11 protein-coding genes and 3 pseudogenes are annotated in these 17,586 nt (G+C 35.4%); all 14 read left to right on the top strand.

All coding sequences use genetic code 11. The annotated features are described in order from the left end of the window. Positions 1-25 precede the first annotated feature (25 nt). The 14 genes and pseudogenes from EGX70_RS09680 (at position 26) to dltD (ending at position 17,513) form a co-directional block, all read left to right on the top strand. Complete coding sequence (locus EGX70_RS09680; RefSeq protein WP_123948103.1) at positions 26-1,705, top strand: transcription antiterminator; 1,680 nt, start codon at positions 26-28, stop codon at positions 1,703-1,705. A 316-nt stretch (positions 1,706-2,021) separates the two neighbouring features. Continuing rightward, complete coding sequence (ulaG, locus tag EGX70_RS09685) at positions 2,022-3,113, top strand: L-ascorbate 6-phosphate lactonase (protein WP_001134214.1); 1,092 nt, start codon at positions 2,022-2,024, stop codon at positions 3,111-3,113. Between the two features lie 89 nt (positions 3,114-3,202). Then, complete coding sequence (locus tag EGX70_RS09690) at positions 3,203-5,581, top strand: phosphoketolase (RefSeq protein WP_001288414.1); 2,379 nt, start codon at positions 3,203-3,205, stop codon at positions 5,579-5,581. 375 nt (positions 5,582-5,956) lie between these two features. Beyond that, positions 5,957-7,180, top strand: a complete 1,224-nt coding sequence (locus EGX70_RS09700; RefSeq protein ID WP_000181804.1) for a glycine betaine/L-proline ABC transporter ATP-binding protein — start codon at positions 5,957-5,959, stop codon at positions 7,178-7,180. A gap of 18 nt (positions 7,181-7,198) precedes the next feature. Further along, positions 7,199-8,926, top strand: a complete 1,728-nt coding sequence (locus EGX70_RS09705) for an ABC transporter permease/substrate binding protein (protein ID WP_000429358.1) — start codon at positions 7,199-7,201, stop codon at positions 8,924-8,926. A gap of 245 nt (positions 8,927-9,171) precedes the next feature. Further along, positions 9,172-10,527, top strand: coding sequence for a YjiH family protein (locus tag EGX70_RS09710; protein WP_000712231.1), 1,356 nt, complete (start codon positions 9,172-9,174; stop codon positions 10,525-10,527). 183 nt (positions 10,528-10,710) lie between these two features. Then, positions 10,711-10,845 carry a 50S ribosomal protein L34 gene (gene rpmH / locus EGX70_RS09715; RefSeq protein ID WP_000831903.1) on the top strand — a complete coding sequence of 45 codons (135 nt, stop codon included), beginning with the start codon at positions 10,711-10,713 and terminating at the stop codon, positions 10,843-10,845. 355 nt (positions 10,846-11,200) lie between these two features. Then, positions 11,201-11,875, top strand: coding sequence for a two-component system response regulator DltR (gene dltR, locus EGX70_RS09720; RefSeq protein WP_001238600.1), 675 nt, complete (start codon positions 11,201-11,203; stop codon positions 11,873-11,875). Continuing rightward, positions 11,875-13,061: pseudogene (gene dltS / locus EGX70_RS09725) on the top strand (two-component system sensor histidine kinase DltS). The gene dltR and the pseudogene dltS overlap by 1 nt, the downstream one beginning before the upstream one ends. 10 nt (positions 13,062-13,071) lie before the next feature. After that, on the top strand, positions 13,072-13,194 hold the full coding sequence (locus EGX70_RS09730) for a teichoic acid D-Ala incorporation-associated protein DltX (RefSeq protein ID WP_000806141.1): 123 nt from the start codon (positions 13,072-13,074) through the stop codon (positions 13,192-13,194). Positions 13,195-13,206: 12 nt separating this feature from the next. Next, positions 13,207-14,742: pseudogene (gene dltA / locus EGX70_RS09735) on the top strand (D-alanine--poly(phosphoribitol) ligase subunit DltA). Beyond that, the gene (gene dltB / locus EGX70_RS09740) at positions 14,739-16,004 is read left to right on the top strand and encodes a D-alanyl-lipoteichoic acid biosynthesis protein DltB (protein ID WP_000613595.1); all 1,266 of its coding nucleotides are present in this window, start codon (positions 14,739-14,741) and stop codon (positions 16,002-16,004) included. The pseudogene dltA and the gene dltB overlap by 4 nt, the downstream one beginning before the upstream one ends. Before the next feature lie 14 nt (positions 16,005-16,018). Further along, positions 16,019-16,258 carry a D-alanine--poly(phosphoribitol) ligase subunit DltC gene (dltC, locus tag EGX70_RS09745; RefSeq protein ID WP_000351975.1) on the top strand — a complete coding sequence of 80 codons (240 nt, stop codon included), beginning with the start codon at positions 16,019-16,021 and terminating at the stop codon, positions 16,256-16,258. After that, a pseudogene (dltD, locus tag EGX70_RS09750) lies at positions 16,251-17,513 on the top strand (D-alanyl-lipoteichoic acid biosynthesis protein DltD). Before dltC ends, dltD begins: the two are co-directional and overlap by 8 nt. The last annotated feature ends 73 nt before the right edge of the window (positions 17,514-17,586 follow it).

Below are 17,586 nucleotides of genomic sequence, written 5' to 3' on the forward strand. Positions count from 1 at the left end.
ATTCGAGTAGAAAAGAGGTATATTCTTGATTATTCTCGATAAAAAAAGTTATGACCTCCTCTTTTACCTATTGAAATTAGAGGAACCTGAAACAGTTATGGCAATTGCCAACGCACTTAATCAGTCTAGGCGTAAAGTGTATTATCACTTAGAGAAGATAAACGATGCACTGCCTAGCGATGTGCCTCAGATTGTTAGTTATCCACGTGTAGGAATCTTGCTAACAGAAAAACCAAAAGCAGCCTGTCGTCTTTTATTAGATGAAGTGACTGATTATAGTTACGTCATGAAAAGTAGTGAGAGGTTGCAGCTGTCTTTAGTATCTATCGTGGTAGCTAAGGACCGCATAACGATTGATAGGTTGATGCAACTAAACGATGTTTCTCGAAATACTATCTTAAACGATTTAAACGAATTAAGAAGTGAGTTAGCAGAGAAAGAATATAATTTACAGTTACAATCAACAAAATGTCGTGGTTATTTTTTAGATGGTCACCCATTGTCCATTATCCAGTACTTATATAAGCTCTTAGATGATATCTACCATAATGGAAGTAGTAGTTTTATAGACCTTTTTAATCATAAACTGTCTCAAGCTTTTGGTGCCAGCACATATTTTTCTAAAGAGGTTCTTGATTATTTTCACCATTATCTCTTCATTTCTCAACGAAGTCTAGGTAAGAAAATCAACAGTCAAGATGGTCAGTTTATGATTCAGATTTTGCCTTTTATACTAATGGCTTATCGTAAGATGCGATTAAGTCCTGAAGTACAGACCTCTCTTAATAGTGATTTTAGCTTGGTTTGGCAACGTAAGGAATATGAGATTGCTAAAGAGTTGGCTGATGAGCTGGAAGAAAATTTTCAGTTATCACTGGATGAGATTGAAGTGGGACTAGTAGCCATGCTTATGCTTAGTTTCCGCAAGGACCGTGACAATCATTTAGAGAGTCAGGATTATGATGATATGCGAGCTACTCTAACCAGTTTTTTGAAAGAATTGGAAGAACGATATCACCTTCACTTTGTTCATAAAGAGGACTTACTAAGACAACTTCTTACTCACTGCAAGGCACTCTTATATCGTAAACGTTATGGTATTTTTTCTGTTAATCCTTTAACAGAGCATATTAAAGACAAATATGAAGAACTTTTTGCCATAACCTCGTCTTCTGTAAAGCTTTTAGAGAAAGCTTGGCAAATCAAATTGACCGATGATGATGTAGCATATCTAACGATTCATTTAGGAGGGGAACTTCGTAATAGTCAACAATCTCCTAATAAACTTAAGTTAGTTATTGTATCTGATGAAGGAATAGCGATTCAGAAACTTCTTTTAAAGCAATGTCAACGCTACTTAACAAACAGTGATATAGAAGCTGTTTTTACAACCGAACAGTATCAAAGTGTGAGTGATCTTATGCATGTAGATATGGTTGTCTCTACTAGTGACGCTTTAGAATCTCGTTTTCCGATGTTAGTAGTTCACCCTGTTTTGACAGATGATGATATTATTCGCTTGATTCGCTTTTCTAAAAAAGGTAACTGTGCAAATAGTAATCAATTTACCAATGAACTTGAAAAAACGATTGCTCAATATGTCAAGGAAGATAGTGAACGCTACGTGCTGAAATCTAAGATTGAGAAACTTATTCATCAAGAATTGCTCCAAGACGTCCTTCCCCTTCAAAGTACAGTTTGTTAAAATATAATTTTATGGTAGCCTCTCAGCTTTTCTGAAGACAGAAAAAGAAGCTGGGGCTTTTTTGGTGCTTTTAAACAATGTGCTAGATATTTAATCGCAATGAGTTCCTCTATGACATGATAATTAAAGTTGAGAAAGCTAGTACTTTTAATGGGAGTACTTTTTATTTGTGCTTATTTTAATTAAAATTATGAGTCTAATTTGGAACAGACAGCCCAGTTTTGAACACATAAATGTGTGACACTTGGTCTTTTTTTCCAAAGTATTTGAACTTATACTAGTAGATGTAAGAAACAATTAATCAGGAGGAAATAAAATGCCTAACGTTAAAGATATTACTAGAGAATCATGGATTTTATCAACATTCCCAGAATGGGGAACATGGCTAAACGAAGAAATTGAAGAAGAAGTTGTTGCTGAGGGCAACTTTGCAATGTGGTGGTTAGGAAACTGTGGTGTTTGGATTAAAACACCAGGTGGTGCTAATGTTGTTATGGACCTATGGTCAAACCGCGGTAAATCAACAAAAAAAGTAAAAGATATGGTTCGTGGACACCAAATGGCTAATATGGCAGGTGTTCGTAAACTCCAACCAAACTTACGCGCACAACCAATGGTTATTGATCCATTTGCTATTAATGAATTGGATTACTATCTTGTTTCACATTTCCACAGTGACCACATTGATATCAACACTGCGGCAGCCATTATTAATAATCCTAACTTAGACCATGTTAAATTTGTTGGGCCATATGAATGTGGTGAAATTTGGAAAAAATGGGGAGTTCCAGAAGAACGAATCATCGTGATTAAACCAGGTGAATCATTTGAGTTTAAAGACATCAAAGTTACTGCTGTTGAATCATTTGACCGCACTTGCTTAGTGACACTTCCAGTAGATGGTGCAGAAGAACATGATGGAGAACTTGCTGGTTTAGCCGTGACTGATGAAGAAATGGCTCGTAAAGCAGTTAACTATATTTTTGAAACACCAGGTGGAACAATCTATCATGGAGCTGACTCACATTTTTCAAATTATTTTGCTAAACATGGTAAAGACTACAAGATTGACGTAGCTATTAACAACTATGGTGATAACCCAGTTGGTATTCAGGATAAAATGACTTCAATCGATCTTCTTCGTATGGCAGAAAATCTCCGTGCCAAAGTCATTATTCCTGTACACTACGATATCTGGTCTAACTTCATGGCTTCTACAGACGAAATCTTACAATTGTGGAAAATGCGTAAAGAACGCCTTCAATATGACTTCCATCCATTTATTTGGGAAGTTGGAGGTAAATACACTTATCCACAAGATAAAGATAGAATTGAATACCATCACCCACGTGGTTTTGATGATTGCTTCGAACAAGAATCAAATATTCAATTTAAAGCACTTCTATAATGGCTAATGAGAGACTGTATGTCGCATGATATGCAGTTTTTCAATTTTAAAATATGTTACTAAAATCACAATTAAGATTAGGAGAAATAATGTCAGAATTTGATACAAAATCATATTTAGAAAAACTTGATGCATGGTGGAGAGCAGCTAATTATATTTCTGCAGCACAAATGTATCTAAAGGATAACCCTCTCTTGAGACGAGAGCTGGTTGAAAACGACTTAAAGGTTCATCCAATTGGTCACTGGGGCACTGTACCTGGACAAAATTTTATCTATGCTCACTTAAATCGCGCTATTAATAAATACGATTTAGACATGTTCTATATTGAAGGTCCAGGTCATGGTGGTCAAGTTATGGTATCTAATTCATATTTAGATGGTTCATATACTGAATTAAACCCCAATATTGAGCAAACAGAGGATGGCTTTAAGCAGTTATGTAAAATCTTCTCTTTCCCAGGTGGAATTGCATCCCATGCAGCACCAGAAACACCAGGGTCAATTCATGAAGGCGGTGAACTTGGTTACGCACTTTCTCATGCGACAGGTGCCATCCTGGACAATCCAGATGTTATTGCTGCGACTGTTATTGGTGATGGTGAAGGTGAAACAGGACCACTTATGGCTGGTTGGCTATCTAATACCTTTATCAATCCAGTAAATGATGGTGCTGTTCTACCAATCTTCTATTTAAATGGTGGTAAAATCCATAACCCAACTATCTTTGAACGTAAGACAGATGAAGAATTATCTCAGTTTTTTGAAGGATTAGGTTGGAAACCTATTTTTGCAGATGTTGTTGAACTCTCTGAGGATCATGCGGCTGCTCATGCTTTGTTTGCAGAAAAATTAGATCAAGCTATTCAAGAGATTAAAACCATTCAATCAGAAGCACGACAAAAACCAGCAGAAGAAGCTATCCAAGCAAAATTCCCTGTCTTAGTTGCACGTATTCCTAAGGGTTGGACTGGTCCAAAAGCTTGGGAAGGAACACCAATTGAAGGTGGCTTCCGCGCTCACCAAGTACCAATTTCAGTAGATGCCCACCATATGGAACATGTTGATTCTCTTTTGTCATGGCTTCAATCATACCGTCCAGAAGAATTATTTGATGAAAATGGTAAAATCGTTGATGAGATTGCTGCTATTTCACCAAAAGGTGATCGTCGCATGTCCATGAATCCAATAACCAATGCTGGTATTGTTAAAGCAATGGATACAGCAGATTGGAAGAAATTTGCTCTTGATATTAATGTTCCAGGTCAAATTATGGCACAAGATATGATTGAATTTGGAAAATATGCAGCAGATTTAGTAGATGCTAACCCAGATAATTTCCGTATTTTTGGTCCAGATGAAACGAAATCAAATCGTCTTCAAGAAGTGTTTACACGTACTAGCCGTCAATGGCTTGGTCGTCGTAAACCAGATTATGACGAAGCTTTAAGTCCAGCTGGACGTGTTATTGATTCCCAATTGTCTGAACATCAAGCAGAAGGTTTCTTAGAAGGTTATGTTTTAACTGGTCGTCACGGCTTCTTTGCTTCATACGAATCATTCCTTCGCGTTGTAGATTCAATGGTAACACAACATTTCAAATGGTTACGTAAATCAAAAACACACACAACATGGCGTAAAAATTATCCAGCGCTTAACCTAATTGCAGCTTCAACTGTTTTCCAACAAGATCATAATGGTTATACTCACCAAGATCCAGGTATTTTAACTCACTTAGCTGAAAAAACACCTGAATACATTCGTGAATATTTACCAGCAGATACTAACTCACTTCTAGCTGTTATGGATAAAGCGTTTAAAGCTGAAGATAAAATTAATTTAATTGTGACATCTAAGCACCCTCGTCCACAATTTTACTCTATTGCTGAAGCAGAAGAGTTAGTGGCAGAAGGATATAAGGTGATTGACTGGGCTTCAAATGTGTCGCTTAATCAAGAGCCAGATGTTGTCTTTGCTGCGGCGGGAACAGAACCTAACTTAGAAGCTTTGGCAGCAATTAGCATTCTTCATAAGGCTTTCCCAGAACTTAAGATTAGATTTGTTAATGTATTAGACATCCTAAAACTTCGTCATCCTTCACAAGATGCTCGCGGTTTATCAGATGAAGAGTTTAACAAAGTCTTTACCACAGATAAACCTGTTATTTTTGCTTTCCATGGTTATGAAGATATGATTCGAGATATTTTCTTTAGTCGTCACAATCATAATTTGCATACGCATGGTTACCGTGAAAATGGTGACATCACAACGCCATTTGATATGCGCGTGATGTCAGAATTGGACCGATTCCATCTGGCACAGGATGCAGCTCTTGCTTCTTTAGGACATGAAGCGCAAGCCTTCAGTGATGAAATGAATCAAATGGTTGCTTATCACAAAGACTATATTCGTGAACACGGAGACGATATCCCAGAAGTACAAAATTGGAAATGGGAAAATATCAAGTAGTCACTTTTTCAGGCCTATACTTACAAACAAAAACACTTTTAGATTTTTTCTAAGGGTGTTTTGTTATTTTATAGAAGAATGACCGCTTTTTCAAAAGCGTTGAGTGGTCACTTTTAAAGTTGTAATATTAATAGTAATAAGTCTTTAAATAATTCAATAATGTCATAACAATAATGGTGTGGGCTAATTAAAATATCTCTAAGCAAAGGTGTTGACATAAAGAGACCATACATGATATTATAGTTATGTTCTGTTTCGGCAGTTTATTTTTTTGAGTAAAAAAGTGACTACCCTTTTACGATAACTTAACGTCACTTTATAGATAAGACACATAACCTTAAAAATAAGATACGAAATTTTTAGTAGGAGATAAGAATGACAAATATTTTAGAAGTGAAGAATTTAACCAAAATTTTTGGGAAAAAGCAAAAAGCTGCTCTTGAAATGGTTAAGCAAGGAAAAAGTAAGACAGAAATTCTTGAAAAAACAGGAGCGACTGTAGGTGTCTATGATGCGAGTTTTGAAATAAAAGAAGGCGAAATTTTCGTTATCATGGGACTTTCTGGTTCAGGAAAATCAACTTTAGTTCGGATGTTAAACCGTTTGATTGACCCATCATCAGGAAATATCTATTTAGATGGTAAAGATATTGCAAAGATGAATGTAGAAGATTTACGTAACATTCGTCGTCACGATATCAACATGGTTTTCCAAAATTTTGGTCTTTTCCCACATCGTACAATTTTAGAAAATACAGAGTTTGGGTTAGAGATGCGTGGTGTTTCTAAGGAAGAACGTACAACGTTAGCTGAAAAAGCTTTGGACAATGCAGGTCTATTACCGTTTAAAGATCAATACCCCAGTCAATTATCAGGAGGAATGCAACAGCGTGTTGGTTTAGCACGTGCCCTTGCTAACAGCCCTAAAATCCTTCTGATGGATGAGGCCTTCTCAGCTTTAGACCCATTAATTCGTCGTGAAATGCAAGATGAGCTTCTTGATCTTCAAGACACGAATAAACAAACTATTATTTTTATCAGCCATGATTTGAATGAAGCGTTACGTATTGGTGATCGTATTGCTCTTATGAAAGATGGAGAAATTATGCAGATTGGTACAGGAGAAGAGATTTTGACTAATCCGGCTAATGATTTTGTTCGTGAGTTTGTTGAAGACGTTGATCGCTCAAAAGTGTTAACTGCTCAAAATATTATGATAAAACCTTTAACAACTGTTTTAGAAATTGATGGCCCACAAGTTGCTTTAACAAGAATGCATCGTGAGGAAGTCTCAATGTTAATGGCAACGAATCGTCGTCGCCAACTTCTGGGATCCCTAACCGCAGATGCTGCAATTGAAGCTCGTAAGAAAGGTTTGCCGCTTTCTGAAGTGATTGATAAAGATGTTGTAACGGTCTCAAAAGATACAGTTATTACAGACATCATGCCTTTAATTTATGATTCATCTGCTCCGATAGCCGTTACTGATGATAATGATAGACTCCTAGGGGTTATCATTAGAGGACGTGTGATCGAAGCACTTGCTAACGTTCAAGATGAAACAGTAGTAGAATCGCCAAAAGAAACGGTAGAAGCTTAATAGAGAGGACAAATCATTTTGGAAAATTTATTACAACATAAGTTACCGGTCGCACCATTTGTAGAGTCAGCGACCAATTGGATTACGAAAACTTTTTCTGGTTTATTTGACTTTATCCAGACAATCGGTAATGCATTGATGGATTGGATGACAAAAACATTACTATTCATTAATCCTTTACTTTTTATTGTACTAATTACAGCTGCTGTATTTTTCTTAGCTAAGAAAAAATGGCAATTACCGACATTTACTTTCATTGGTTTGCTATTTATCTATAACCAAGGGCTGTGGGAGCAGTTGATTAACACTTTTAACTTGGTTTTAGTAGCAAGTTTAATTTCTATTATTATTGGTGTACCACTAGGTATTTGGATGGCAAAAAGTGATAAAGTTAAACAAGTTGTTAATCCAATTCTTGACTTTATGCAAACTATGCCAGCATTCGTTTACCTTATTCCTGCAGTAGCCTTCTTTGGTATCGGTATGGTACCAGGTGTCTTTGCCTCTGTTGTATTTGCTTTGCCTCCAACAGTGCGCTTTACTAACTTGGCTATTCGTGAAATCCCACTTGAGTTAATAGAAGCATCTGATTCATTTGGTTCAACAGCTAAGCAAAAATTATTCAAAGTTGAACTACCACTTGCTAAGAACACTATTATGGCAGGAATCAATCAAACTATGATGTTGGCTCTTTCTATGGTGGTTACAGGATCTATGATCGGTGCACCTGGACTTGGTCGTGAAGTGTTATCGGCGCTTCAACATGCTGACATTGGTACAGGGTTTGTTAGTGGTCTATCGCTAGTTATTTTAGCAATCGTGTTAGACCGTGTTAGTCAATTCTTTAATTCTAAACCGGGTGAGAAGCAAGCTAAAACATCAAAAGTTAAAAAATGGGTAGGTTTAGGGGCCCTGGCTCTCTTCATTCTAGCAGCTCTTGGTCGCATTGTTGTCAATATGACTTCAGGAAATGAAGCCAAAGGTCAAAAAGTGAAAATAGCTTATGTCCAATGGGATTCAGAAGTTGCTTCAACCAACGTTATTGCTGAAGTTTTAAAATCTAAAGGATATGATGTTGAATTGACACCACTTGATAATGCAGTCATGTGGCAAACAGTTGCCAATGGGAATGCTGATTTTACAACAAGCGCTTGGTTACCAAAGACCCACGGGCAATATTTTAATAAATACAAAAATAGTTTAGATGACTTAGGTCCTCACGTTGAGAACGTCAAAATAGGTTTAGTTGTTCCTAAATACATGAACGTAAATAGTATTGAAGAATTATCAAATCAAGCAGATAAACAAATTACAGGTATCGAACCAGGTGCAGGTATTATGAAGTCTGCTAAACAATCCCTTAAAGATTATCCAAATCTTTCAAGTTGGAAGTTGTTATCAGCATCAACAGGAGCTATGACAACAACCTTAGGGAAGGCTATCAAAAACAAAGATCAAGTGGTCATTACAGGTTGGTCACCTCACTGGATGTTTGCTAAGTATGATTTAAAATACCTTAAAGATCCTAAGAAATCATTTGGTGGTGAAGAACATATCAATACAATAGCACGCAAGAATTTGAAAAAAGATATGCCAAAAGTATATAAAATTATCGATAAGTTCAAGTGGACTAAAGAAGATATGGAATCTATCATGTTAGATATGGATAAAGGTATGGAGCCTGCTAAAGCAGCTCAAAAATGGATTAAAAACCACAAAAAAGAAGTTTCAGAGTGGACTAAATAGTATAGAAAAGAAACACGTCTCTTTAGAGCGTGTTTTTTAATGTGACTTAAGTCGTTTCAGTTATTTAATATAAGTTTTATATTATTTTAATACATCAAAAGTGAGAGAATGAAAGAAATGGCAGGTTATAAAGTATTACTAAGTAAAATTTTCTTTAATTCAAGGTTGTTTTTTTTATTATAAAATTTTACAATGGAAGTTATGAGTATATTTAGAAACAATTCCATATTATCCAGGAGGATTGTATGAAAAAAGAAAGTATATCTATTAAAGATATCTTGTGGTTTATTATTCCGTCGTTATTTGGAGTATTATTATTAATGACTCCATTTAAATATAATGGTATGACAACAGTAGCTGTCTCTGTAATATCTAAGACAATTAATCAATGGATTAACGCTGTTTTTCCTATACATTATATTATTTTACTAATCATTTTTATTTCATGTGTGTTAGCACTTTGTTATCGTCTGTTTAGACCTAGCTTTATTGAAAAAAATGACTTGTTAAAAGAAATTTCTGACATTACCATTTTCTGGCTGATTATTCGTTTGATCGGTTTGGCACTTGGTCTGATGACGGTTTTACATATTGGTCCTGAAATGGTATGGGGGAAAGAGACAGGCGGCCTTATCCTTTTTGATTTGATTGGTGGTTTGTTTACCATTTTCCTTGCTGCGGGTTTTATTCTTCCATTTTTGACAGAATTTGGTCTACTGGAGTTTGTTGGTGTCTTCTTAACCCCCATTATGCGTCCATTCTTTCAGCTACCTGGTCGGTCAGCAGTTAATTGTGTAGCCTCATTTGTAGGTGATGGCACTATTGGAATTGCTTTGACCGATAAGCAGTATGTTGAGGGTTATTATACCAGTAGAGAAGCTGCAACGATTTCCACTACTTTTTCAGCAGTATCAATCACTTTTTGTCTTGTTGTTTTGCAGAATGTTGGCTTAACTGATTATTTTGGCCATTTTTATCTAACAGTCATCATTAGCAGTGTTGTCTGTGCATTCATTATCCCTTATATCCCTCCCTTATCTCGTCAATCAAATAGTTACTACACTAAACCAAAGAAAGAAACATCTGAGGTAATTCCGGATGGTTATAACAAGATAGAGTGGGGACTTAAGCTTGCCATCGATAAATCAAAAGCAAATGGAAACATGAAGACTTTTGTCAATAATGCCTCTAAGACAGTACTTAGTTTATGGTTTGGCGTTATGCCAACAATTATGACTGTCGGAACAATAGCTTTGATTATTTCAGTATCAACACCTATTTTTAAAATTTTAGGCACACCATTCCTTCCGTTCCTTGAACTTTTAGGGATTCCAGAAGCAGATATTGCGAGTCAAACCATGATTGTTGGTTTTTCAGATATGGTTGTTCCTTCGATAATGGCGGCTGAAATTCACAGTGAGATGACAAGGTTTATTGTCGCAACAGTTTCTATTGTGCAATTAATCTATATGTCTGAGACTGGTGCGGTGATATTAGGTTCCAAGATCCCTATCAACATTCTAGAATTATTTATCATTTTTATAGAGAGAACAATTATTTCATTACCTATTATTGTTTTGATGGCACATCTTTTCTTTTAGTTGGAGAAAATAGAGAAGCATTTCTTGCTAACAAATGGAACTATTTACTGAAAAAAGACAAATGAACTTGAAAGTATTTCTTGACAAGAGGCCTAAAATTGTTATAAAATAGTATGGTATGTTTAGTAACTGATCAAAATAGCCGGCTAAACGAATACGAAAATCTATCAGGAGGTATTCAACGTGAAACGTACTTATCAACCAAGTAAAATCCGTCGCCAACGTAAACACGGATTCCGTCACCGTATGTCAACTAAAAACGGACGTCGCGTGCTTGCTAGCCGCCGTCGTAAAGGACGTAAAGTGTTATCAGCTTAATATAGATAGCAAAATAATATCAAGCCAACAGGTACTCGAGTCTGGTGGCTTTTTTGGTACCTTCATAACGATAAAGGTTTTTGTGAGAGTAGTTTGAGTATATTATAGATAAAGTTAATGAAAAGTGAGTTTATAATGCGGAAATTCGTAGACAAATAGCTCCTATTTTTGTTAAAATATGAGGAGATTTCTTATTGAGAAATATCTTTATAGTGAGTGATATTTTATTTTTTAGACGCTTGTATTATTGAAGTAGTTTAGTGACTTAGGAAATACTTTTATTAATATCGTTTTTTCAAGGTTATTTCAATTTTGCTAGTTTATACTATAATATATAAGGTAAGGTGACTAGAAAATGAGACTTCTTGTAGTTGAGGATGAAAAAAGTATAGCAGAGGCTATTCAGGCTTTATTGGCAGATAAAGGTTATTCTGTTGATTTAGTATTTGATGGAGATGATGGGTTAGAATACATTTTGACAGGTCTCTATGATTTAGTCTTGTTGGATATTATGTTACCCAAACGCTCAGGATTATCTATTTTAAAAAGAGTGAGGGAAGCTGGTTTAGAAACCCCAATAATCTTTTTAACTGCAAAATCACAGACTTATGATAAAGTTAATGGTTTAGATTTAGGGGCAGATGATTATATCACAAAACCCTTTGAAGCAGATGAATTGCTAGCTAGAATTAGGTTGAGAACCAGACAATCTTCTCTGATCAGAGCAAATCAATTGCGGCTTGGAAATATAAGGCTTAACACAGATTCACATGAGCTAGAATCTAAAGAAAGTAGTGTAAAATTATCCAATAAAGAATTTCTCTTGATGGAAGTTTTTATGCGAAATGCAAAGCAGATTATTCCTAAAAACCAGTTGATTTCTAAGGTTTGGGGACCTTCAGACAATTCAGAATATAACCAGTTAGAAGTATTTATTTCTTTTTTGCGAAAAAAATTGCGCTTTTTAAAAGCAGACATTGAAATAATAACCACTAAGGGCTTTGGATATTCCTTGGAGGAGATGACATAATGTTTAGTGATTTACGCAAAAAATTTGTCTTTTTGACCATGTCAATCCTTATTGTCGTTGTTCTCTTTCTCTTTGCAGTGAGTAATCGCTACAATCAATATTGGGATGAATATGATGCATATAGGATTGTTAAATTAGTTGCTAAAAATGATTATTTAGGAATACCAGGCGATGAACCGATTGCTTTGGTGACTATAGATAACCAAAAGATGGTTAAGATTCAAAGCAATAATACTGATTTGACAAATGATGTTATCGAAAAATCTAGTTTAAAGCTCCTTGAGCAAGGAAAGAAGTCACGAAAATGGAAGTCTTTTATATATTCCATAAAAGAATATAAAGATAAAACTTACACCATAGCTATTATGGATTTGGCTAGTTATGAAGTCCCTTATGCAAGGCGTTTTCTCATTCTTGTTTTTACTATTTTTGGATTTTGTTTATTAGCAGCTGTAAGTCTTTATCTTTCTCGATTTATCGTAGGGCCTGTAGAGACAGAAATGACTCGCGAAAAACAGTCGTTTCAGATGCGAGTCATGAGCTGAAGACCCCTATTGCAGCTATACGAGCCAACGTTCAGGTTCTGGAACAGCAAATTCCAGGAAATCGTTATCTGGATCATGTTGTTTCGGAGACTAAGCGAATGGAGTTTTTAATTGAAGATTTGCTTAATTTGTCTAGACTTGATGAAAAACGCTCCAAGGTAAATTTCAAAAAGTTAAACTTATCTGTCTTATGTCAAGAAGTACTTCTAACATATGAAAGTTTGGCATATGAAGAAGAAAAATGTTTAAATGATACAATTGAAGATGATGTCTGGATTGTTGGAGAAGAGAGTCAAATTAAGCAAATTTTAATAATTCTTTTGGATAATGCTATTAGGCATTCTTTGTCAAAATCAGCAATCCAGTTTAGTCTTAAACAGGCTCGAAGAAAAGCTATTCTGACAATATCAAATCCAAGTGCTATCTATTCCAAAGAGGTTATGGATAATCTCTTTGAGCGTTTTTATCAAGCTAAAGATGATCATGCAGATTCTCTCAGTTTTGGTCTAGGCTTATCTATTGCTAAGGCAATCGTGGAACGCCATAAGGGGAGAATTAGAGCATATCAAGAAAAAGACCAATTACGTCTTGAAGTCCAGTTACCAATTGATGGATTTTGGACCAATACCATGATTAATTAAAGGAAGAATGATGAAACCATATTTATCTTTTATTGGTAGAACGTTATTATACTTCGGTATTTTATTGTTACTAATTTACTTTTTTGCATACCTTGGTCGCGGACAAGGCAGTTTTATTTATAATGAATTCTAGGAGATGGTACAAATGATACATGATATGATTAAAACAATTGAGCATTTTGCTGAGACACAAGCTGATTTTCCAGTGTATGATATTTTAGGGGAAGTCCATACTTATGGACAACTTAAAGTAGACTCTGACTCTCTAGCTGCTCATATTGATAGCCTAGGCCTTGTTGAAAAATCACCTGTCTTAGTATTCGGTGGTCAAGAATATGAAATGTTGGCGACATTTGTTGCTTTAACAAAGTCAGGGCATGCTTATATACCGGTTGACCAACACTCTGCTTTGGATAGAATACAGGCTATTATGACAGTTGCTCAACCAAGCCTTATCATTTCAATTGGTGAATTTCCTCTTGAAGTTGATAATGTCCCAATCCTAGACGTTTCTCAAGTTTCAGCTATTTTTGAAGAAAAGACTCCTTATGAGGTAACACATTCTGTTAAAGGTGATGATAATTACTATATTATTTTCACTTCAGGGACTACTGGTTTACCAAAAGGTGTGCAAATTTCACATGACAATTTATTGAGCTTTACAAATTGGATGATTTCTGATGATGAGTTTTCAGTTCCTGAAAGACCGCAAATGTTGGCTCAACCGCCATATTCATTTGACTTATCAGTTATGTATTGGGCACCAACACTAGCTATGGGAGGCACCCTGTTTGCCCTACCAAAAACAGTAGTTAATGATTTCAAAAAACTATTCGCTACCATTAATGAATTGCCAATACAGGTTTGGACTTCGACACCATCATTTGCTGATATGGCGCTACTATCTAACGATTTCAATTCAGAGACCTTGCCACAGTTAACACATTTTTAATTTGATGGGGAAGAGTTAACTGTCAAGACTGCACAAAAACTTCGTCAACGTTTTCCAAAAGCTCGTATCGTTAATGCATATGGGCCAACAGAAGCAACAGTTGCTCTATCCGCAGTAGCAATTACTGATGAAATGTTAGAAACATGCAAACGCCTTCCAATTGGTTACACTAAAGATGACTCACCAACGTATGTGATTGATGAAGAAGGTCATAAATTACCAAACGGAGAGCAAGGTGAAATCATTATTGCTGGACCAGCAGTATCAAAAGGCTATCTTAACAATCCAGAAAAGACAGCTGAGGCATTTTTCCAATTCGAAGGTCTACCTGCTTACCATACCGGTGACTTAGGAAGTATGACCGATGAAGGTCTTCTGCTTTACGGTGGGCGTATGGATTTCCAAATTAAATTTAACGGCTATCGTATTGAATTAGAAGATGTTTCTCAAAACTTAAACAAATCGCAGTATGTAAAATCAGCAGTAGCAGTGCCACGTTATAACAAGGATCATAAAGTTCAAAACTTATTAGCCTATATTGTCTTAAAAGAAGGTGTAAGAGATGATTTTGAACGTGATTTGGATTTGACAAAAGCAATTAAGGAAGACTTAAAGGACATTATGATGGATTACATGATGCCATCTAAATTTATCTATCGAGAAGATTTACCTTTGACACCAAATGGGAAAATTGATATCAAAGGTCTTATGAGCGAGGTAAACAAGTGATACAGGCATTTTTAGAAAAACTTCCTCACTTGGATGTTTATGGGAATCCACAATATTTCTTCTACCTTATCTTAGCTGTTCTACCAATTTACATCGGCTTATTCTTTAAGAAGCGTTTTGCCTTATATGAGATTATTTTTAGTCTAAGTTTTATTGTAATGATGTTGACTGGTAGTACTTTTAATCAATTGAAGTCACTATTGGCATACGTTGTCGGACAATCTCTGCTAGTTTTTATCTATAAAGCTTACCGGAAACGATTTAATCATACTTTGGTCTTTTATGTAACGGTTTGTTTATCTATTTTTCCGCTATTTTTGGTAAAATTAATTCCAGCTATATCTGAGGATGGGCATCAGTCACTTTTTGGGTTTCTAGGAATTTCTTACCTTACTTTTAGAGCTGTTGCTATGATTATTGAAATGAGAGACGGTGTTTTGAAAGAATTTACTTTATGGGAATTCTTAAGATTTTTACTCTTCTTTCCAACTTTCTCAAGTGGACCAATTGATCGTTTTAAACGATTCAATGAGGATTACATTAATATCCCAGATCGAAACGAACTCCTAGATATGTTAGGTCAAGCGATTCATTATTTGATGTTAGGTTTTCTCTATAAGTTTATTTTAGCCTATATTTTTGGAAGTCTGATTATGCCTCCTCTAAAAGAATTAGCGCTAGAACAGGGTGGTGTGTTTAATTGGCCAACACTTGGGGTTATGTATGCCTTTGGTTTTGATTTGTTCTTTGATTTTGCAGGTTACACAATGTTTGCGTTGGCTATTTCTAACCTAATGGGGATTAAGTCTCCGATTAACTTTGACAAACCTTTCAAATCACGCGACCTAAAAGAATTTTGGAATAGATGGCATATGAGCCTTTCTTTCTGGTTTAGAGACTTTGTTTTCATGAGGCTTGTTAAGCTTTTAGTTAAAAATAAAGTTTTTAAAAACCGTAATGTTACTTCAAGTGTAGCTTATATTATCAATATGCTTCTTATGGGATTCTGGCATGGGTTAACTTGGTACTATATAGCCTATGGTCTCTTTCATGGGATTGGCCTAGTTATTAATGACGCTTGGGTACGTAAGAAGAAAAATATTAATAAAGAAAGAAGATTGGCTAAAAAACCACTTTTACCAGAAAACAAATGGACTTATGCTTTGGGTGTCTTCATCACCTTTAATGTAGTTATGTTTTCTTTCTTGATTTTTTCAGGATTTTTAGATCTTTTGTGGTTCCCACAACCGCATAACAAATAATAAGGAGTATTATAATGGATATTAAATCAGAAGTATTAGCAATTATTGATGACCTATTTATGGAGGATGTTTCTTCTATGATGGATGAAGACTTATTTGACGCAGGAGTTCTAGACAGCATGGGTACTGTTGAACTAATTGTTGAGTTGGAAAGCCATTTTAATATTGATATTCCGATTGCGGAATTTGGTCGTAATGACTGGAACACAGCTAATAAAATTGTTGCTGGAGTAACGGAGCTCTGCAATGCTTAAACGTCTAGGTAAAGTATTTGGACCTCTAGTTTGTGCTTTACTATTGTTGGTAGGATTATATCTTGTTTTTCCTGTTTCTCAGCCTCATCATTTAGGTAAGGAAAAAAACAGTGCAGTAGCGTTGACGAAGGCAGGTTTTAAAAGCAGAGTTCAAAAAGTTAGAGCTTTCAGTGATCCTAAAGCCAATTTTGTCCCTTTCTTTGGTTCAAGTGAGTGGCTAAGATTTGATGCAATGCATCCATCAGTTTTAGCAGAGGCTTACAATAGACCTTATATCCCATATCTTTTAGGTCAAAAAGGGGCGGCTTCTCTGACACAATACTATGGCATTCAACAGATTAAAGGACAAATCAAAAATTAAAAAGCTATCTATGTTATTTCTCCGCAATGGTTTGTTCGCAAGGGAGCCAACAAAGGTGCTTTTCAAAACTATTTCAGCAACGATCAAACCATTCGATTTTTGCAAAATCAAACAGGGACAACCTACGATAGGTATGCTGCTCGTCGATTGTTAAAATTATATCCTGAAGCTTCTATGTCAGATTTGATAGAAAAAGTTGCAGATGGCCAAAAACTATCAAATAAAGACAAACAAAGACTAAAGTTTAATGATTGGGTATTTGAGAAGACAGATGCTATTTTTAGCTATCTACCACTAGGAAAAACTTATAATCAGGCAATAATGCCTCATGTTGGTAAATTACCGAAAGCATTCTCATATAATCATTTATCGCGTATTGCATCACAAGATGCTAAAGTAGCAACGAGATCAAATCAATTTGGTATTGATGATCGCTTTTACCAAACAAGAATTAAAAAGCACTTAAAAAAATTGAAAGGGTCACAACGACATTTCAATTATACTAAGTCACCAGAATTTAATGATTTACAGTTGGTTCTTAATGAATTCTCAAAACAAAATACAGATGTCCTTTTTGTCATACCACCAGTAAATAAAAAGTGGACAGACTACACAGGGCTTGATCAAAAAATGTATCAAAAATCTGTAGAAAAAATTAAACACCAACTTCAAAGTCAAGGTTTCAATCATATCGCTGACCTTTCTCGAGATGGAGGTAAGCCATACTTTATGCAAGATACAATCCATTTAGGTTGGAATGGTTGGTTAGAGCTAGATAAGCATATCAATCCATTTTTAACAGAGGAAAACAGCAAGCCGAATTATCACATTAATAATAAATTTTTGAAGAAATCTTGGGCAAAATATACAGGACGTCCAAGTGATTACAAGTAAATAGTAGAGTCAGATGATTTATAGCATTAGAGCTATTAATCATCTTTTTTAATATCTTTGTATTTGGTAATCC

The sequence above is a fragment of the Streptococcus sp. FDAARGOS_522 genome (assembly GCF_003812445.1).
GTDB lineage: Bacteria > Bacillota > Bacilli > Lactobacillales > Streptococcaceae > Streptococcus > Streptococcus agalactiae.

What these genes read in the sequence shown, in the direction of transcription:
- dltR (WP_001238600.1), top strand. Translation starts at nt 11,201, where the DNA reads ATGAGACTTCTTGTAGTTGAGGATGAAAAAAGTATAGCAGAGGCTATT.
- EGX70_RS09710 (WP_000712231.1), top strand. Translation starts at nt 9,172, where the DNA reads ATGAAAAAAGAAAGTATATCTATTAAAGATATCTTGTGGTTTATTATT.
- EGX70_RS09690 (WP_001288414.1), top strand. Translation starts at nt 3,203, where the DNA reads ATGTCAGAATTTGATACAAAATCATATTTAGAAAAACTTGATGCATGG.
- dltC (WP_000351975.1), top strand. Translation starts at nt 16,019, where the DNA reads ATGGATATTAAATCAGAAGTATTAGCAATTATTGATGACCTATTTATG.
- ulaG (WP_001134214.1), top strand. Translation starts at nt 2,022, where the DNA reads ATGCCTAACGTTAAAGATATTACTAGAGAATCATGGATTTTATCAACA.
- EGX70_RS09730 (WP_000806141.1), top strand. Translation starts at nt 13,072, where the DNA reads ATGAAACCATATTTATCTTTTATTGGTAGAACGTTATTATACTTCGGT.
- EGX70_RS09700 (WP_000181804.1), top strand. Translation starts at nt 5,957, where the DNA reads ATGACAAATATTTTAGAAGTGAAGAATTTAACCAAAATTTTTGGGAAA.